11 protein-coding genes are annotated in these 19327 nt (G+C 55.1%); 3 read left to right on the top strand and 8 right to left on the bottom strand.

Features of this window, described 5'->3' with window-relative positions; all coding sequences use genetic code 11:
- Positions 1 to 17: 17 nt before the first annotated feature.
- The 5 genes from nrfD to hisI all read right to left on the bottom strand — a co-directional run bounded on the left by nrfD (position 18) and on the right by hisI (position 6945).
- The gene (nrfD, locus tag Pla22_RS07630) at positions 18 to 1430 is read right to left on the bottom strand and encodes an NrfD/PsrC family molybdoenzyme membrane anchor subunit (protein WP_146514082.1); all 1413 of its coding nucleotides are present in this window, start codon (positions 1428 to 1430) and stop codon (positions 18 to 20) included.
- Positions 1431 to 1517: 87 nt separating this feature from the next.
- Entirely contained in the window at positions 1518 to 4919 is a 3402-nt protein-coding gene (locus Pla22_RS07625) for a TAT-variant-translocated molybdopterin oxidoreductase (protein ID WP_146514081.1), read from the bottom strand.
- 69 nt (positions 4920 to 4988) lie between these two features.
- Positions 4989 to 5678 carry a cytochrome c3 family protein gene (locus Pla22_RS07620; RefSeq protein WP_146514080.1) on the bottom strand — a complete coding sequence of 230 codons (690 nt, stop codon included), beginning with the start codon at positions 5676 to 5678 and terminating at the stop codon, positions 4989 to 4991.
- Positions 5679 to 5994: 316 nt separating this feature from the next.
- Positions 5995 to 6459, bottom strand: coding sequence for a RidA family protein (locus tag Pla22_RS07615; protein WP_146514079.1), 465 nt, complete (start codon positions 6457 to 6459; stop codon positions 5995 to 5997).
- Between the two features lie 96 nt (positions 6460 to 6555).
- Positions 6556 to 6945 (bottom strand): phosphoribosyl-AMP cyclohydrolase, encoded by a 390-nt coding sequence (hisI, locus tag Pla22_RS07610; RefSeq protein WP_146514078.1) that lies wholly within the window; start codon positions 6943 to 6945, stop codon positions 6556 to 6558.
- 186 nt (positions 6946 to 7131) lie between these two features.
- Here hisI and Pla22_RS07605 point away from each other — a divergent pair, with 186 nt between their 5' ends.
- Positions 7132 to 7749, top strand: a complete 618-nt coding sequence (locus tag Pla22_RS07605) for a glycosyltransferase family 2 protein (protein WP_146514077.1) — start codon at positions 7132 to 7134, stop codon at positions 7747 to 7749.
- A 59-nt stretch (positions 7750 to 7808) separates the two neighbouring features.
- On the opposite strand, the gene Pla22_RS07600 is transcribed toward Pla22_RS07605, so the two are convergent.
- Both Pla22_RS07600 and Pla22_RS07595 read right to left on the bottom strand, forming a co-directional pair.
- Positions 7809 to 13526, bottom strand: coding sequence for a DUF11 domain-containing protein (locus Pla22_RS07600; RefSeq protein ID WP_165440554.1), 5718 nt, complete (start codon positions 13524 to 13526; stop codon positions 7809 to 7811).
- 121 nt (positions 13527 to 13647) lie between these two features.
- Positions 13648 to 14970 (bottom strand): BBP7 family outer membrane beta-barrel protein, encoded by a 1323-nt coding sequence (locus tag Pla22_RS07595; RefSeq protein WP_146514075.1) that lies wholly within the window; start codon positions 14968 to 14970, stop codon positions 13648 to 13650.
- 321 nt (positions 14971 to 15291) lie between these two features.
- On the opposite strand from Pla22_RS07595, the gene Pla22_RS07590 reads away from it, so the two are divergent.
- Positions 15292 to 15669 carry a heavy-metal-associated domain-containing protein gene (locus Pla22_RS07590; RefSeq protein WP_146514074.1) on the top strand — a complete coding sequence of 126 codons (378 nt, stop codon included), beginning with the start codon at positions 15292 to 15294 and terminating at the stop codon, positions 15667 to 15669.
- Between the two features lie 24 nt (positions 15670 to 15693).
- Positions 15694 to 16464 carry a sirohydrochlorin chelatase gene (locus Pla22_RS07585; RefSeq protein WP_242631861.1) on the top strand — a complete coding sequence of 257 codons (771 nt, stop codon included), beginning with the start codon at positions 15694 to 15696 and terminating at the stop codon, positions 16462 to 16464.
- Between the two features lie 95 nt (positions 16465 to 16559).
- On the opposite strand, the gene Pla22_RS07580 is transcribed toward Pla22_RS07585, so the two are convergent.
- Positions 16560 to 19316 carry a hypothetical protein gene (locus tag Pla22_RS07580; protein WP_146514073.1) on the bottom strand — a complete coding sequence of 919 codons (2757 nt, stop codon included), beginning with the start codon at positions 19314 to 19316 and terminating at the stop codon, positions 16560 to 16562.
- Between the last annotated feature and the right edge of the window lie 11 nt (positions 19317 to 19327).

Below are 19327 nucleotides of genomic sequence, written 5' to 3'. Positions count from 1 at the left end.
GTCGTTTGGTCAGACATTTAGTGCTCCTCCGAAGACGAGTGAGCCATGTGAATTTGCTTAGCAAGCGTTGCTTTGGTTTCCGCCATGTTGATGACCGGCATCAAACGACAAAACAAAAGGAACAATGTGAAGAACAGCCCGAAGGAGCCGATCAGCATCGACCAGTCGACCCACGTTGGCGAGAAATACGCCCAGGCACTTGGTAGATAATCACGCGAGAGACTAGTGATCGTGATCACGAAACGTTCGAACCACATTCCGATGTTCACGAAGATCGAAATCAGAACGATGATCCAAGGCGTGGTGCGGAATTTCTTTACCCAGAACAACTGGGGGCTGATCACGTTACACGTCACCATCGTCCAGTAAGCCCACCAATAGGGACCAAAGGCGCGGTTAACAAACGCGAACTTCTCTTCGGGCACTTGACCATACCAAGCGATGAAAAATTCAGTTCCGTAAGCGAGACCCACCAACGACCCAGTCGCCAGGATGATCTTGCACATGTTATCCAAGTGACGAATTGTAATGAGCTTCTCTAGACCCAGCATCGAACGGGCAGGAACCATCAGCGTTAGCACCATGGCGAAACCACTGAAGATAGCCCCCGCAACGAAGTAAGGCGGGAAGATGGTGGTGTGCCAGCCGGGAACTTGCGATACCGCGAAGTCAAACGAAACGATGGTGTGAACCGAAAGCACCAACGGCGCGGCGAACGCAGCCAACAATGCGTATGCCTTCTCGTAACGCATCCAGTGACGCGACGATCCCGACCAACCGAGCGACAAGATACCGTAAGCCATTCGCCGCCATTTGTTCTTGCTGCGATCACGGAACGTTGCCAAGTCAGGCACCATTCCCATGTACCAAAACAACAACGAAACCGTTCCGTACGTGCTGACCGCAAAAACGTCCCATAGCAGCGGACTGCGGAACTGAGGCCACATCCAAAGATTCAAACTTGGGTAAGGTGCCAACCAAAACGCCAACCAAGCACGACCAACGTGAATTCCGGGAAACGTCCCCGCACAGGCAACCGCGAAGATCGTCATCGCCTCGGCGGCGCGGTTGATACTCGTTCGCCATTCCTGACGGAACAGAAACAAAATCGCACTGATCAAAGTCCCCGCGTGTCCAATACCAACCCAGAACACGAAGTTAACGATAGGCCAGCCCCAGAAAATCGGAGCCCGGTTTCCCCACACACCCACACCTGTATAGATCAAATACAGAATGCAAATACCGAAGTATTGCAAAATGGCGAATGCGATCAGGAAGCCAATGATCCAACCCTTGCTGGGCTTGCGCTCAGCAACCTGGCACACCGCTTCAGTGATGTCGTGATAGGTCGTGTCACCGAGAACTAGCGGAGCGCGTTCGCCCGGGCGTTCGACGGTATTGTCCAATCCGTTGGGAATGGCGAGGGACATGAGAAATCTTCGATGAGGATGGAAACGTTGGAATTATTCGTGGTTGCGCCGATGCCGGAAACGTGCTGAAACCGACATGGCCCCTAACTATGCGTGATCTTTTTCGGCGTGTGCCTCGTCATGCCCATGGTCATCGTGGCCATGACCGTGGTCGTCATGCTCGCCATGCCCATGGCTGTCATCACCGTGCCCACCATCACCGTGGTCATCGTGACCGTGATGCGGTGCCTTTAACTCGGCCAAGTCGGTGATTTGGCGAGTGGTCATCAGGCGTGCGGGCGTATTGCGAACGCGAGCTAAGTATTCGGTGCGAGGCTTCACGTTAAGCTGTTCGAGCATGCCGTAACTGCGAACGTCCTGACGCTTCTTCGAAACTGCGGATTCAGGATCGGAGATGTCACCGAACTCGATCGCATTGGTTGGACAAGCGGCTTGGCAAGCTGTCACAACGTCGCCTTCGCCGACGCGGCGATCTTCTTTGCGAGCGGTGATCTTGCCCTTTTCGATACGCTGAACGCAGTAGGTGCACTTTTCCATGACGCCACGACCGCGAACGGTCACTTCGGGATTCATGACCAAGGCCTGCAACTTGCGATTGGCACTTTCAATGTTTCCCGGGTAAGCGTCGACTCCATAACCAACGCCAACTTCAGTGTTGTAGTTGAAGTAGTTGAAGCGACGCACCTTGAACGGGCAGTTGTTGGCACAGTACCGAGTCCCGATGCAACGATTGTAGGCCATCGCATTCAAACCTTCGTCGGTGTGCACCGTCGCAGCGACAGGACAAACTTGTTCGCAAGGAGCGGTTTCGCAGTGCATGCAAGCGACGGGTTCTTGCACGACATCGGCGAAGTCTTCGTCACCGCGGAAGTAACGGTCGATTCTCAACCAGTGCATTTCGCGGCTATTGAGCACCTGCTCACGCCCAACGATCGGCACGTTGTTTTCGCTTTGGCAGGCGATCACGCAAGCGTTGCAGCCGGTGCACTTGGACAAGTCAATCGCCATGCCCCACTGAGGCAAGAACTCCTTGGCTGGATCCTCTTGGATCGTAGCCATGGGCTCATTCCATAGCGAACCCTCGCGCCCCACCTTAGGAACGTGCGGTCCAAGCGATTCCGCGAACTCGGGAACCTTCTTGAGCAACTCAACCGTGCCTTCACGAACCAGCGAGAAACTACGAGCGATCGTTTCGTTTCGGCCACCTTCGTCAATCGCCCAGTGATCCTGAGTCGTGGCAATGTCGTAATCCTCGTAACGAGGGCGACCCTTCACGCTGGTAGCCAACAACATCGCATCGCTGCGACGCAGCGGCGAAACATCGATCCCAACGATCGGAACACCTTTCTCGGCATCGCCACCCACTTCACCCACTCGGGTGCGGCCGTAGCCCATGGGCACCGAAACCACGCCAGGAGCAAAGCCAGGCATCTCGTAAACAGGCAACTGGACCTTCGAATCGCCAACTTCCAACGCGACAAACAGCCCGTGCTTCACACCAAGCTTCGTCGCTGTCTTGGGACTCATCACCGCGGCGTTGTCCCAGCACATCTTCGTGAGAGCGTGCGGCATTTCTTGCAACCAACCATTGTTGGCAAAGCGTCCGTCGTAGATCCCATCGGCGGGGACGAACAACACTTCCAACTGGTCTTTGTCCACATCATCAATCGCCGCGGGTGCGTCACCGGGCAAATCAACGGAAACATCACTGGCCGAAAGATCACCGGACTTCACGACCAAACCATCAGCGAATCCATCGTGAAGCAACTTAGCCCACTCGCGATCACTAAGTGCACTGCCGATCGAATCAGCAGTTCGCCGAACGATTTGCTCACCGCGAACTTCAGGCAAGTCCATCATCGCCGCCAGCACTTCGATCACGCTGCGCCCGCCCAACAATGGCAAGATCTGCGGCTGACAAACACCGTAGTTACCAGCGGAATCGACCACATCGCCCCAGGCTTCAAGTGGATGAGCCAGCGGCAATGACCACTCGCAAATCGCACCGGTCTCATCGTCGTATTCACCAAGGTAGATCGAGTGCTCGACTTTGGAAATCGCCGCAGCGACATCCACATCACCAGGAGCGGTAAAGACAGGGTTGTCGCCAAGGATCAGCAACGACTCGATATCGCCTGCACCAATCTTCGCCGTCAAGTCGGCAAGCGACACCAACTCGCCAAGTTCCGCATCAGCGGCAGCAACGAACTTCTGCGCCTTGCCGAGCGAACCCAACTTCTTGTTCATCGCGATGCCCGCGGCGACCATATCGGCACCCAAAGCTTCGCCAACGACAACAACCGCCTTATCACCAGCTTCAACGATGTCGTGAGCAAGCTGATCCAAGAAACGCTCTAAACGAGCCCCCGCATCCAGCTCATCAAAGGCGACCGTTTCATCGCTGTGATCGTGCGAATCACTCTTAAGCGATTCAACCACTCGACCGAGCTCTGCTAGAAAAGCGGGCATTTGGCTTGGCTGAAGAGCCAATCGCGTGTCACTCGACGCTCCCGTGATCGTGAAGTTCCCTTCAACGGCATACAGGCGATTCATTTCACCGTTGATCGGGTCGCGACGCTTCGCGTAACCCTTCGCCGTTCCGATCATACCTCGATCATTGCCCAGGATATCCGCCTGCAACGTGACAACCACGTCAGCCTGCTCGAGATCCAAAACCTGAGTCGCAGGCTTGCCGAACACCTTTGTTGTCGCCACTCGCATCACACCAGCATCGACTGAGTCGTAGCTAGCGAACGTCGCCTTTGGCAACTGCTTCTTGAGCTCACCAAGCAAACGAGCCGTTGACGGCGAGTGAGTGCCGGACATCAAGACAGCCAACTTAGCCCCTTGCCCGGCGCCCTTGTATGCCTTAACCAACCCACGACCAAAAGCGTCAAACTCATCCCAGCCCACTTGGCCACGACGCTCGGGCCCCTTACGAAGCAGCGAGGGTCCATCGCCACGAGCGCGATCAGGATCATACAGCCCCAAAATAGAAGCCTGCGAGAAAACATCCGTCCCACCGCCACTGGGGTGCTCGTTGTTCGGTTCAATCTTAAGCGGCCGACCGTCAAAATTAGACACCAGCAGGTTATAGACCCGACCAGCAAGCTCAAAATTCGTTGCCCGAAGATAACTTTCCCCCGGAATCCGGCCTTCGGGACGAATCACGAACGGCAAAATCTCCTCTTCGGGATATCGGCAACCCGCTGCACCGACCATTGCCAGCGAAGCCCCCATCAACTTCATCCAACGACGTCGCGAAACGCCCTCAGGGAACTCCGACGCCGCGACTGGAAACTCACGATTGAGATAGTCGCTTGCAAATTGCTCCTTGCCTCGCAACTGACTCAAACTTCGCCAGTACTCCGGCTTCGACTTCGGCACATCGGGATCCGACGCACCAGGCGACTTGCAAGTCAGCTTATCTTTCGACTTAGTAGGGGCCGACAAGGAATAGGTCGTCGGTGCCGAGTCGTGAAGGGTCATATCAGAGGTAAACGTGAGAGATGAAAAGGTGGTAACAAACGCGAAACCGGCCGCAACCGGAAAGCCAAACTAGCGATGACAAACAGCACAGTGAACTTGCGGATGAATGCTGTGCTCTTCTCGCCACTGCTTGGCAAACGCCGCCTGGGCTTCTTCGCTTTCGAATTCCCAATCGAGCTTGGTCACAAACTCAGTGGGACGAAGATGAGGCTCAGGATTGCGGTGACACTCGATGCACCAAGCCATTGAAAGCTCTTCGTGCTGATAAACCACTTCCATTTGGTCAATCCGACCATGACAGCTCTTGCAACTGACGCCGGAATTCACGTGAGCAGCATGGTTGAAGTAAACAAACTCAGGCAGATTGTGAACGCGTTTCCACGCCACACTGCGACCGGTTTCCCAACTCTCGTGCACGGGGGCAAGCTTGGGGCTTTCGGCATGAACCGCCGCCAGCGCCGAAACACCCTGGTCGTTCGCCGGGCTGTGGCAATTGATACACGTTGCCGTTGGCGGAACCGCCGCATGTGCCGCATCAAAGACGGTGTTGTGGCAATATCGACAGTCCATTTTCAACTGACCAGCGTGAATCGCATGGCTAAATGGCACCGGCTGAGTTGGTTGATAGCCGATATTGAGCGTGACCGGATCTGTCAAAAGCCCACCCATCGCACCGGCGAAAACAGCGCCTGTCGCGATTGCGACCGCCACTAGCCCGAGAAATGGATTGACCCATCGAGGAAATAAAAACCGTTGCATGATGTCGCTTATTGCGCTATTTCGCCGGAAAAATAGCGTGAAAACCAAGATCACGCTGACCGAGAAAAGCGCCAGAAGAGGCTTGAAAGTAAAGGCGATAATGCCTGCGGGCGACAGTATGGTGCCCAAGCGGGTTGTAAGGCAATCCCGTCAGGGATTCGAGCGACATTGTGTCGCATCAGAAATTGCCAGCTTCGGTCCCCCGCTTGCCGTTGAATCGGCTTGATGCTTCAACAAGTTGAGCGCAAAGAGTCGCCTAAACGCTTTGCGTCAACTCTCATACACCGCGATTAGACACCGCGATTGAGCTTCGCTACTAAGCTTCCACTTCGAAAATCGCTTCGATCTCGACGGCGATTCCCCCAGGCAAACCGTTCGTCCCCAATGCACTGCGAGCGGCAACTCCAGCTTCATCGCCAAATACGTCTCGGAACAATTCGCTACATCCATTGATGACTGCTGGCTGATCGACGAACCCATCGGTGCATCGGACCAAACCCAGCAGCTTCACCAGTCGCTTCACTTTGTCGAGACTGCCCAATTCACCCTTAAGCGTCGATAGCATCCCCAACCCGGTGACCCGCGCCGCTTCGAAGCCCGCTTCAACATCCATATCCAAGCCCAAACGCCCCTTGATCAGCGTCTTGTCAGTCTTCAGTGGCCCATGCCCCGAAAGATAAGCCATCCCGCCGGACACCACGATCGGACGGTAGAGCCCGACTGGTTTCGGCGCAGGTGGAAGTTCAATGTTCAGTTCAGCGAGACGCGATTCAGCACTCATGGGGTCAACTCAGCAAGAGGAAGGGCGGGGAACCAAATAACTACACTCGCAAAGCTAGATGACCGCGATCGAGCGGGCAACTCCCTCACTCGCTTCCTATTGGCCGTACACAGACTGAGGATCCACCAATCGCTCATCGACAACCGCGGCTTCCCCATCCGCCAACACTTTTCGAAAGAAGCAGCTCTCGAATCCTTCGTGACACGCCGCACCGGTTTGCTCAATCAACAACAAAATCGCATCGGCGTCACAGTCGACTCGCATTTCCAAAACCTTCTGCTGATGCCCGCTCTGCTCGCCTTTCCTCCATAGCTTCCCGCGACTGCGACTGTAATAAACCGCTCGCCCAGTCGCCAACGTCTCGGCATAAGCCTCTTGGTTCATCCACGCGAACATGAGGACTCGACCGGACACAGCATCCTGGGCGATCGCGGGCAACAGCTTGCCAGACGCATGATCGAGTCCTTTAGAAAAATCGGGGATCATCGGATCAAACTTAGTAAGGAAGAGACGTGGCAAGGCATGAGTTGCCCACATTATAGGGACAACCCTCATACATGGAACGACGCCCCACTTCGCGCCAAACCGACGACGAGTCATGCCACCACGGGATGCCGCCGATGCTTGACGTGAAGCGTCCCGTCTTGGTTCGACCCACCAACACGAATTTCTATGAGTTCAGCCTTTTCGCACGATTCGATTTCACTCGTGCTACCGGTACGCAACGAAGAAAACGTCGTCACGGCTTGCCTAACACGCTTGATCGGTCAACTTCGCACACTTGGTGAACACGATGACCTTGGCGACTTTGCCCTGCCTGAGGCCGAGATCATGGTCGTGGACGACGGCAGTCGCGACTCAACCCCGAAGCACCTTGTGGCGATGCAAGAAAGCTTTTCACAAATTCGCATCATCCGGCATGACCGACCAAGAGGCCTCGAATCGGCGGGGCAAACCGGACTCGAACGAGCCACCGGTACGTTGGTGTTAGTCCTTGAAGACACTCGCCCCGTACGCGGTGAAGACCTCCGGCAACTCATTCGCATCGCTCGAGACCCAGCCGTAGTTGCCGCGCGAGTTGAAAGCCGTTCCACCGAACCATCAGCACCGCTTTTGAGACGCCTTCGTTGCTGGGGAACTCACGCTGAGAACCAATTCGATTCAGTGGAGACCCGCAGCGAATTTTGCGGTGTGCAAATGATTCGTCGCGGCCACCTCAATGCCCTCGCCGGTCCGAAGGGCGGACGAATGCGACTGAAGAGTGAAACATCGTACTTGGCTACAGCCTAGTTCTTTTCGCAATTCGTTGCCTGACAGTTTCGTCAGCACGAGGGTTGGTCACAGACAACCTAACGAGACAAGAACAGACGCTTGCTCAATACTTTAGGCGCAGTCAACACGAGCGTCTCTTGATCGTCTTCTTCTTCCGCACCGTTGCCGGGAACACTATCCACATCGAACTGATCAAGCTGAATGATCTCGATCGGTAGCTCGCGAAAACCTCGCTGATCTACACGTGCGGTCACGGTCAGTGTCGAGGAAGTGGCATTTGCAAGAGTCCCGATCTCCCATCGCCCCGTGATCGGATCATAGACTCCTCGCGATGGCACGGCAGAGAGGATCGTTAACCCTGTGGGAATCAACACGCTGGCAACCAACCCACTGGCTCCCGTTGTGCCTTCGTTCTCTGCAGTAAACACAATCGTGATCACATCATCTTCCACGGGCGTAAGATTGTCCGCCGTTGCCGAAACAGTGATATCAACGATCAAAGGTGTCACCACCACGGCAGCGTAATCATCTTGCGTTGTTACCGAATCGCCGGGCGTGCTGTCCGGATCAAACTGCCGTGAAGCAAACACTTCGGCAACGTTTGTCAACGAAGTTGCCAGGCTCACACCGGCGACAATATCGAGCGTGACGGACGCATTATTAGGGACGTTGGCGAGCGACCAAAAACCAGTCACCGGATCGTAGGACCCCGTCGATGGATCAGCCGAAACGAACGTCAATCCAACCGGCAACACATCTCGCACGACCACCTCGGTCGCGGCATCCGGCCCATCATTAGTTAACGTCAATCGAAACGTGACATTTTCTTGTTGGCCGGGGGATGCGTTGTTGACGGTCTTGGTTAACCGTAGGTCAGCAACCTGGGTTTCAAGCGCGACTTGCGCGTCATCGTCTTCGGCGGCAACGCCATTTCCAGGAGTGCTATCTAAATCTACCTGATCCACCGCCGTCACTTCGGCGCGATTGATCGCACTGCGAACATTACCCACGGTGGCAACCAAACGCAGTGTGGCGGTACCACCATCTTCAACTTGCCCCACCGTCCACAAACCGGTCGCTGCGTCGTACGCACCTTGACTGACAATCGCATTGTCAAACAACACCCCGTTGGGCAACTGATCGGTTACGACAACGCCGGTCGCTGCAGAAGGGCCACTATTGGTAAGCGTCAACAAGTATTCCACGCTGTCGCCTACGTTCGGCCGGTCATCGTCAATGATTTTCTGAAGCGCCAAGTCGACCAATTGAGGCGACAAGGTTGCCTCGGCGTAGTCATCTCCCTGGCCATCATTCGGTTCGCTGTCCGGATCGAACTCGCTCGACTGAATGACTTCAACGCGATTGGTTTTATCGCCAACCGAGTCGACTCGCATCACGATCGTCAACGCAACCGATTGCCCGCTGCGTAACAACGGAACATTCCATCGACCGTTGGTGATGTCAAAGCTTGTTCCGCTTTGCGGTGCCGAGGAAATGATCGTTAAACCGGCGGGTAAGTTATCGCGAACTACAATGTCGCTAGCGTCATCGGGACCGTCGTTGGAAAGCGTGACAACGAATGTCACTTCATCGCCCACATCCGGTTCGGCGTCGTTCACCGACTTAGCAATCGACAAGTCTGCGCTGGCAGGCGTCAAGGTGATCGTGTCTTGATCGTCGTCCGACTCGATGTTGTCGCCGGGAACACTGTCGATATCAAATTGGTTTGCCGAAGTCACTTCGGCGGTATTGGTAATAGCACCAAATTGATTCACTCGAGCGGTAATGGTCAACGTTTCGGAATCGTTGCCGGCAACGGTACCCACCGTCCATCGACCGCTCGGCGCGTCGTAACTTCCTGTGGTTGGATTACTGGACACGAATGTCAAATTCGCTGGCAAGAGATCCGTGACCACCACTCCGGTCGCGTTAGATGGCTGTGAATTGCTGACCTGAATCGTGAATGTCACTTCACCGCCCACCGAAGGTCGAATGGGCAACGCAGTTTTGTCGATCGAAAGATCAATCACCGGCGGAGTGATCGAAACCTGACCCTGATCGTCTTGCGAAAGCACATCGTCGCCGGGCTGCGAATCCGGGTCTGCCTGATCCGATGTCTGAACGCGGGCAACGTTGGTCTTTGTGCCTTGGGTCACCACAGTTGCGCGAATGGATAGTCGAGCGGTGGCGTTTGCCGCTAGCGTTCCCAAATCCCAAATTCCAGTGGTATCGTTGTACGTGCCCGCACTCAAACTGGTTGAGACAAACTGCACACCCGTAGGCAACAAATCAAGCACCGTAACACCGGTCGCGTCGTCGGGGCCTACGTTTTCCAAATCAATGGTGAACGTCACTACGTCACCCACGTTAGGATCGCTTTGGCTGACGGTTTTGGTGAGTTCCAAGTCGGCCACCGGCGTCGAAAAGGTGACGCTGGCAAAGTCGTCTTGACCGTCATCGCCCGATCCAGGCACCGAATCAATATCAGGTTGATCGGCGGCGCTGATTTCAGCAACGTTAACCGTCTCGCCGAGCACTTGCGTCACCCGTACGGTCAGATCGAGCGTTTCATCGGTTCCACCCGCGAGAGTCCCAACCGTCCATACACCCGTCGTAGTGTTGAAACTGCCTTGCGAGGGAGCACTGCTAACTAGCTCAAGTCCGCTGGGCAATATGTCGGTTACTTGCACTCCTGTTGCGAGCGAATCGCTTTCATTGAGTACGCGAATTTGAAAAGTAACCTCTGATCCAACGTTGGGCTGGGAATTGCTGATGGTTTTGAACAACCTCAAGTCGACCTGCTGCCCCTGCAATTGAGCCTGTGCAAAATCATCGCCCGTCCCATCACCGGGTTTCGAATCGGGGTCCGCTTGGTCGGCGGCAATGATCTCGGCTGAATTGATTACCACGTTATCAGTCGTCGCGGTAGCAACGATCGTCAACATTTCGGCATTGGCGTTCCCCACCGCGACCGAACCCACGTCCCAGATTCCGCTACTTGAGTCGTAGTTCGTCGCGTCGCTGGTCGACACGAAAGTGGTGCCAGCCGGCAAGATATCTCGCACGGATACTCCGGTTGCCGGATTGGGACCATCGTTGACCACGCGGATCGTGAACGTGACGTTTTCGCCGACATTAGGACTTTCGGTGTTAACAGTCTTGGTCAACGACAAGTCGGCACTAGCGATCGCAAACGTCGCTGTTGCTCGATCGTCTTCGCCATCGACGTTATTGGCGGGCGTAGAGTCGCGGTCGAACTGGTCCACCGCAATCACTTCGGCTGTGTTGGAAGTGTCGATGGCTGAATCGATACGACCTCGCAAGTTCAGTGTCATCGATTGCCCCGCGTCGAGCGATGACACCGTCCAGACACCCGTGGTTGGGTTGTAGTTGGCGCTGGCCGGTGTGCTTTCCAAGAATGTGACACCTGATGGAAGATCGTCTTGGACTTGTATGTTCGTAGCCGTGTCACCGAACTCGTTGGTGAGTATCAACGTGTAGGTCACTTCGTCCCCCACGTCCGCCAGGGCAGGCGAAACAGACTTCTCGAGTAGCAGGTCAATTACCTGCGGTGTTACCGTAATTGTCTGCTGGTCATCTTCGCTTTCGACGTTATTACCAGCGGTGCTATCGGGATCAAACTGATCGACGGACAAGACTCGCGCCGTGTTGGAAAGCGTGGTGTTGGTCGTGCTGGCTGGCGTTTCAACGATTGCGCGGATCGTTAAGGTGCGTGACGTATCGGGCTCCAGCGTGCCTACTTCCCAACGTCCCGTAGCGGCCGTGTAGACGCCTGCATCAGTGGTTGCCCCACTTGAACTAAGACCTGTTGGCAAGACATCTGACACAACGACATTGGTTGCCTGCGACGGACCGCGGTTGAAAATCGTTACCAGAAAGCTTATTTCGTCGCCCACGTTGGGAGTCGCGTCGCTTGAATTGACCAACACCTTCGAAACTTCTAAATCCGCACGCGGTGGTGTCAACGTCACGGATGCAAAATCATCCTGACCATCGTTGCCCGTGTTGGGTTGGCTATCGCTGTCGACTTGGTCCGCTGCGATCACCTCTGCGGTGTTAACGATGGAAACCTGGTTACCCACGGTCGTGTTCAAGACAAGCTGAATCGAGCTGCCCGCTGCTAAGCTCGGCACGGTCCATATTCCGCTCGTCGTGTTAAAGCTGGTGCCTGCACCTGGGTCGGCATCGTTAAGCGTCAACCCAGAGGGCAATACATCCTGGACCTGAACATTCGTTGCGACACTGGGGCCACGATTAAAAAGGGTCAACGTGAAGGCAATTGATTCACCCACGTTAGGCGTGAATGTGGATGGCGTTTTGCTGAGTTCCAAATCAATTGCCAGTGTCTCGATCATCACTGACGCCTCATCGTCATCCGTAATCACGTTGGTGGCCAAGTTGCTATCTGGATCAGGCTGATCCGATGCCGTGACCCGAGCAAAATTCTCGCGAGTCCCCGTCGAGGTCACTCGACCGGTAATACTTAATGTCTGAAAACCACCGCTGCTAATCGTGCCGACGTCCCAGATTCCGGTAGCCGGCATGTAGTTCGCCGTGCTGGGGCTGATGGAAACAAACTCAATGCCCGCCGGAAGCAAGTCCGTGACTTGAACACCCGTCGCGTTGTCAGGACCCGAATTATCTACTCGGATGGTGAAGGTGACGTTCTGGTTCACATCCGGAGACGAATCATCGACGGTTTTGGTCAGCGATAAGTCAGCGGACTGCGTGTTGGCAAAGTTGAAAACCTGCTCTGTGTTGCCAACCACACCGATCAGACGCGACAAACCATCAACATCGGCCGGCTGGGTGATCACTAGCTCAATCGCACCGACGCTCGTGAAGTCGGCGCCTCCACCAGAAGAGCTGGTAAACCCATCGGTGAAGGAAATGAACTCGGGCGACAATGAGTTGTCGGGAGTAGCCGGAATGGGCATCGTCACTTCGCTGTAACGAGTCGCTGTGCCAGAGACCCCGTCATCGGAATACACTCGCAGCCTCGCCACCCCACCGTTGTCAGCCCGAATCTGCAATTGGATTCCTCGGGCATCCAGTGTTAGATCAACCGGCCCAAGTCCGGTATCGTCCACCAGAGTCGCATCATTGTCGGCGCCGTCCCAGACAATCGTTTGCGAACCCGCACCTTGGAATTGAGCGCTGAAGGCGTACCGACCCGGTAACGCCGCATTGTTGACGTCGGCTTCCAAGATTCCATCTGCCGAAGTCTTGTTGACGATCAATTCGCGTTCACCGCCGATCACTTCCGTGGTCGGCGCCACCGCAATTGCAACAACGGGGTTAGTGTCCGTGTCGTCGCTAACGCTCTGAGTCGTCACATCAAAGCTATCGATCGTGCGGCGAACTTGACCAAGCACGTCGTCGGAGCTCACGCTTAACCGTGGTGAAACTTGCCTTTGAATCGACTGACCACCGGCAACCGTCTGCGCGGACTGCAATACGAAGTAATTTCCCACGGTTAAATTGTCGAACCGATAATTACCCGACGAATCGGTCATCGTCATGCTGACTTCGGCATCGTCGGCACCAGGCTCGAAGATACCGTCGCCGTCGTCCCGATAAAGGTCCAAGGCTGCACTGGCCACCGGTACCGATCCGGAGTTTCCCGATATCGAAACCAAACCGACGATCGACGCTAAGTCGGTTGCCGCGACAAGTAACCGTCGATCTTCAAGCTGCTCACTGAACATTCGGCGTCGGGCCCGCTTTTTGCCCGACGACTTACGAAATTGACTGAAGGGGCGGTATCGTGACATCGCAGAAATCCAAGGGTTCATCCATCAAGGTGTGAACCATTGGTTTGTCACATTCGCGGGGGCAAAACAAGCACCCTAGGCAATTTGCAGCGAGTTTGCCGCTGCCCCGTTCTTCGGGAGCCTAAAACCTCAATTCGGCGCCCAGGTTTAGGCCATGGGCCCAATAATCGCTTTCCACGAACTCGAAACCAGGCCGCAGCGTGCCCACCGGTGCCGCCGCTTCGGGAGCGATCAGGTTTGAGTTGACGTCCGTGTCGATCTGCGTTCCCGCTCTCACGACGCTTGGGAAGTACATCACAGAGTAGCCCACAGTGGCATCAAGCCAGTCCGTTAAACGGATGCCGAGCGTCAGACCGACTTCGGGGATCATGGTGAATTGGTCTCGTTCATGTTTGCCAATGTTGCTTCGCTGGGCAAACAATCCATTGGAATAATTGTCAGTCGTTCCGTTTTCGGTGATCGAAGTGTTACCGGAAATATTGACTTCTTGCTTCGTGTTACCAGCCGCCACACGAAGCATCGACTCGAGCCAACCACGCTTGAATTGTGTTTGATGAACGACCCCCAACTGCAATCCATGAAATTCATTGCTCGAAGTGAATCGGTCGTTCAGTGATATCGTCCCCGGAGCTTGCTGTAATTGGGAATCGAGCGATGGTTCCGAAAACGTAATCGAATCGTCGAGATCCAAGTAGCGGTAACCGACAATCCAATCAACTCGATCGGATAACCCATTGGCATTGCAAACACCCACCGGGCACAACGCCACCCGTCCGTTGATAAGCATGGACTTTAGATCGCTGTCCGTTGCAATTCGAAGCGTCCCATCAACCACGTTCGGGAAGTTGATCAGTTGAGCCGTGTCAACATCTCGCGAACTGTCGTAGAAGGGACGCGCAATGATCGAGGTTCCTCCACCGCCGCTAAATCCGTCGTCCTGGTCACCGAGCAACTGAAAGTACTCACCTTCGATTGCAAACGTTCCCTGCTGGGTCAACCAAAATCCACTCTTCAGTCGAACTCCGCTAACGCCACCGCCGTTAATCTCGCCGCCGCCAAACAATGTTTTAGTGCCGGGTTCACCCAACACGCCAGCGTCGAATTGGCTCGTCGTAGCGGGACTGGTCGTCACGAGAGGTGGCACGTCCATGCCTTCGGTTTTCCAATACAAGTATTCTGCTCGCACCCATAAGCGTTCCGACAACACCATGGGACTGGGGATAATTCCCTGACCAAAATTGACGCTCCCCAGCCCGCCGCCAAGACTGGGAAAGGTACCGGCCGCTTGACTGACGCTCGAATAGGGGTCGGCTGAATGAACAGCCATAGGAACGAACGCGACTCCGTTTTGAGCCGCTGCGGATGAGGGCAACAGAGCTGCGAAAAGCAGCAAAGCAAGGACGTGAAACTGGCGGGATAACAAAGGCTGCACTCGTTTTCTCATTTCTTTTGCCAAAACGACTCAAGATGAAGGCATGTTCAACCGGAGTACTCGCAATTCCAAGCAAGAGCCGTCAAGAGGAACCTGGGTGCTATCGGACCTGGAAACTTCCCCCAACTCGCATTGACGCATCGCTGGAGCCCAGAATCGCTGGAGCCCAGATTGGGGGCAGCGACAACTTTGCCGCTTGCCGCTTGGCGGGTCTTGATGGATGCTTAGACTTAGGACGGGTGACTTTCGTTGCCCAGGCTTCCTCGTTTATGTAGTTCTGTTGCTTTAACTACGTTCAATCCCTCCCACCTAGCTCTTCAAGGAGTCCCTCCTATGCGTTCAATCGCCTACGCCATCGCCGCTCTCGCCGCGATCGGAATCGCTTTCGTTGTCGCTAATTCTTCCGGCCCTGAATCGGAAACCACCTCACCGGCTTCGGCTGTTTCCGCGTCCAACGAAACCATGCAAGAAGCAGGAACGTTGACCCTTGCTGTGCCTGAAATGCACTGTTCGTTCTCTTGCTTTCCTCGCGTCAAGGAAACACTCGAAAGCAACCCAGCCGTGGCGGCAGTCGAACTGGGCCCGCAAAAGGAAGAAGGCACCATCGACAACCGGCAAGTGATCGTGCAGTACGAACCGGGCTTTGATCTTAGCCAAGCACTTACCATGTTGGCCAAAGAAGGCTTTACCGATTCCCAAGCGGTCCAATAAATCCCAAACGGGCCAATAAACGCTTTGTCGTTCGATCAAACCCAATCGAAGTCTGGAGTGCTGCTGGTTGGCCACGGCACTCGGGACGCTATTGGCACTGACGAATTTTTCGCACTAAGCCGACTGCTCGATCAGCGGCTTGGATCAATCCCGGTCAAACCAGCGCTACTTGAATTCCAATCTCCGACAATTCCCGAAGCGTGGAAGGCTTTGTTGGACCAAGCCGTGACCCAGATTCACGTCGCTCCGTTACTGTTGTTTGCCGCTGGGCATGCCAAGAGTGACATCCCTGAAGTTGTCGAGCAGTGTCAGCTCGGCGAGCGTCAAATTCCTTTTGACCAATCTCGTCCTCTATCTCGACACCCCGCCGTCATTGAGTTGGTCGTTCGACGACTTAACGAAACGATGAATCGCGTCGGGATTAATTCGGAATCGACTGCCGTTGTCATGGTTGGCCGCGGTAATCGTGATCCGTGTGCACAAACCGACATGCGTGTGCTTTCAGAAATTGTGCGACACCGGATCATGGTACAGAACGTACAAACAGCGTTCTACGCGATGGCGGAACCAAGCCTGCCAACGGTACTTGAGCGAGTTGCGAAGACAGGAAACGTGAAGCACATTATCATTCATCCGCACCTGCTTTTTCATGGCCGATTGTTTGAAGCGATCGTCAAACAAACCGAGGATGCGTCTCGAAACTTTCCGAACATTCGGTTCGTCACGAGTGATTACCTTGGTCCCGATCCCTTGATCGCCCAGGCGATCGCAGACCGAGTGCTCGCGAACGCATAGCGTCTTACATGACGCCCCGACCGGTAATCGCACTTTTGTATCGGTCGACCGATCGATGAAGATCCGCTCTCGCCATCGGTATTCGTATCGTTTTTTTATTGGCGAGCAATATCGACGGTCACGTCCGCAATGACACGGTCCTCATATTGAGTCACTGACCCGGCGGCACCTCGGAACCATTTCATTGCGGGAGCTTGATATCCCAGCGGCGCCGACAGGGCGGCAAGTTCACCCTGCCAAGCGGTACTGATCCAACGATGGCTAACGTTGGAATACAGATAGTCGCCCCCGAGCGTGCACTGCAAGTCGGCTCCGAGAATTTGACGCGTTGCCCGTTCGACGTCCTCTGGTTCCACGCCTAGCTGACGTGTCAACAAACTTAAGAATCCAGCGCCTGCAACACTGCTTTGCCTTGATCGCTCGTATAGCTGCTCATTGACCCAACCTTGCAACTGGCTGCCTTGTAAGTTTCCAATGCGAATCCTGATCTGCGCGTCGTCGCTCACATCAACCGCTTCCAAGTGCGGCAAACTCGCTTGCAAAATATCAGGCCAGAAACTCAGGATGCTGAAACTACCATCGGTGTAGCGATACAAGCCGCCAATCAATCGACTCATGCCGGGTCCGACGGGCGTTCCTCGACCAAGCCCTAGCGGCAAACGATCCAACGCACCGGGTTGCGGCCAGGCGCCTAAGTACCCAGGGATCTCTTTTAACGATCGGTAGATATTCAGGATGCCATCGAAGTCTTCGGGCTCAGGCGGAACCGAATCCTTGATCGCGCCAAAGAGGTGCGTGGGTGGGCCTAGTTGTTCCGAAGCAACATGAGCCTGCAAGGCGACGATATCATCCGGCGCAAACTGCATTGCTACTCGCGTTGGTGGGCCTAATTGGCGGGACCATTTGCCATACTTTCCAGCATCCAGCGGTGCGATCTCGGCATGAATGGTCAAGCGTTCGACACCCGTGGCGGGATCAACCGGTTCTCGCTGCAATCCCACCATGACGGGATCAAAGGTGGGGAAACGGTGAGTGTACTCGCTGGCGATCCGAGCATACCAAGCGGCTTCCTCCGCAGTGACGCGGTCCATTTCAACATCCGCAATCGGCAAGAACGTGCCGCGCGCGCCGCGCCGCGTGTCCATCACGTCATCACCCACTTCAACGGTGCCACTGCCATCCGGCCGCGTTCCAAAACCCGTGGGCAAAAAACCGGCTGACGTTAATCCAGGAATCCCTAGCGTATCGTTCTCTGGCGCGATCACGCCCTCTTGGCTGGCGGCCAAATGGCTTAATCGAACCATTGCAATTTCCGACTTGGCTGACAAACGTCGGCGAAGCTCGATCAAGTACTGCGGCGAAACCAATCCACGCAACATTTCCGGCGAAAAGTAAGCGAAGATCGTGTCGTTGCGTTCCAGCGGCATCAATTGCCGAGCAAGTTTGAACGAGGCAGTTGAAGCGAGGGATTGTTGGCTATCTCCGACTTCCAAGAACCGTTCTGCGATGTGGAAACTGTTCGTGATCAGGATGTATCCACCGTCCTCGACCATGTACGACCTCACACGATTGTCAGCCGACGAAAGAAACGTCGCTGGCGTTCCCGAGATCGTGATGTCGTCGAGGGTGACGTGGTCATGATCACGAGCAAGCTTGGTGCGATCACCGTTGAGTGACGTGCGAAGCAAGAACGCGTTCGTCGCTTTGAATAGCACTCCCATCGACGCACCGTCCGCCAGGAACAAGTCACGACCGATAATTGCTTGGTCTTCGATGACCGTAGGCCCTAGCACTCGAGACAACTCAGTTGTCTTGACGTTCAACTGGTCCTCCACACGTTTGGCTGCATCATTGTCGATCCCACGAAGCGTCATCATCTTTGACAGGTCACCCCCGTATTCGTCTGACAGATCACGAAACCACAGATAGTTCGCAAACGATCCATAGCGAATGTAGAAACACTCTGGCGGGACCCGCGTAGCAAGAGGCTCTACCGATACGCTTTGTAAAGCTGGATTGTCATAAAGCGGCGACCATCGCGGTGGTGGTGGCAACGGAACACTTGCCGAGGCTGTATCGCCAGCGGATGCCCCCAGATGATCCAGACCTGCCGCGTGCTTACGGAAGATGGCTTCCCCCACGCCTTCGACTCCACCGACCAATTTCAATGTGCTAAGCAATTGATCTTCTTGCGCATCGGTTTGCAGGTACCAATCGGGAAGCGGCAAGCCCAAGCGTCCGGACAACATCGCAACCAAGTAAGTTTCCACCCAAGGCGGATAGTCGGCAGCATTGATTTGTCGATGAGCTGCGTCCGTGTATCCAGCCCACCAATCCTGAATGATTCGTCCATGGGCCACCGGATCATTCGTTGGAACAACATCAAAGGTACCCAACACACCGCGGGCATCGGACAGCCGAACGTTCAGCGGCGAATCGCCAATGAACAAGAACGTCACTCGACGCGAAACCGTTTGATACTGAGGCTCTGCGTCGTCGTTGGCGATCTCGCGAATAAGGTTGCCCAACCTGCCTAGTAATCGCCCGCGACCAGGCTGGGGAACCGGTCGCTGCGACGGCCTGGGAACCTCTATCCGCACGTCTTCGCTGAACGGATAGAAAATTCGATGAGAGGGATCCGACACTTGCAGCGGTGGCGGAACTTGACCGACGATAGGAACGTCGAGCGGAATCTCGATCAAGCCCACTCCGTAAGGCTGGCCGGGTTGCCCTATCGACGCCGAAATGATGGGCGGCGCGGCAAAAACACCGCCGGCGAACATGACTACCGACAACAGTGTCAGCAGCAAGGCGGAATTTGCTCGGGTGATCGTCGTATATTTGGAAATCATGAGTCGATCGG

The organism is Rubripirellula amarantea, from assembly GCF_007859865.1.
Taxonomy (GTDB): domain Bacteria; phylum Planctomycetota; class Planctomycetia; order Pirellulales; family Pirellulaceae; genus Rubripirellula; species Rubripirellula amarantea.
Note: the sequence above shows the minus strand (reverse complement) of the source record. Positions and strands in the feature narration are given on the sequence as shown.

What these genes read in the sequence shown, in the direction of transcription:
- nrfD (WP_146514082.1), bottom strand. Translation starts at nt 1,430, where the DNA reads ATGTCCCTCGCCATTCCCAACGGATTGGACAATACCGTCGAACGCCCG.
- Pla22_RS07625 (WP_146514081.1), bottom strand. Translation starts at nt 4,919, where the DNA reads ATGACCCTTCACGACTCGGCACCGACGACCTATTCCTTGTCGGCCCCT.
- Pla22_RS07620 (WP_146514080.1), bottom strand. Translation starts at nt 5,678, where the DNA reads ATGCAACGGTTTTTATTTCCTCGATGGGTCAATCCATTTCTCGGGCTA.
- Pla22_RS07615 (WP_146514079.1), bottom strand. Translation starts at nt 6,459, where the DNA reads ATGAGTGCTGAATCGCGTCTCGCTGAACTGAACATTGAACTTCCACCT.
- hisI (WP_146514078.1), bottom strand. Translation starts at nt 6,945, where the DNA reads ATGATCCCCGATTTTTCTAAAGGACTCGATCATGCGTCTGGCAAGCTG.
- Pla22_RS07605 (WP_146514077.1), top strand. Translation starts at nt 7,132, where the DNA reads ATGAGTTCAGCCTTTTCGCACGATTCGATTTCACTCGTGCTACCGGTA.
- Pla22_RS07600 (WP_165440554.1), bottom strand. Translation starts at nt 13,526, where the DNA reads ATGTCACGATACCGCCCCTTCAGTCAATTTCGTAAGTCGTCGGGCAAA.
- Pla22_RS07595 (WP_146514075.1), bottom strand. Translation starts at nt 14,970, where the DNA reads ATGAGAAAACGAGTGCAGCCTTTGTTATCCCGCCAGTTTCACGTCCTT.
- Pla22_RS07590 (WP_146514074.1), top strand. Translation starts at nt 15,292, where the DNA reads ATGCGTTCAATCGCCTACGCCATCGCCGCTCTCGCCGCGATCGGAATC.
- Pla22_RS07580 (WP_146514073.1), bottom strand. Translation starts at nt 19,316, where the DNA reads ATGATTTCCAAATATACGACGATCACCCGAGCAAATTCCGCCTTGCTG.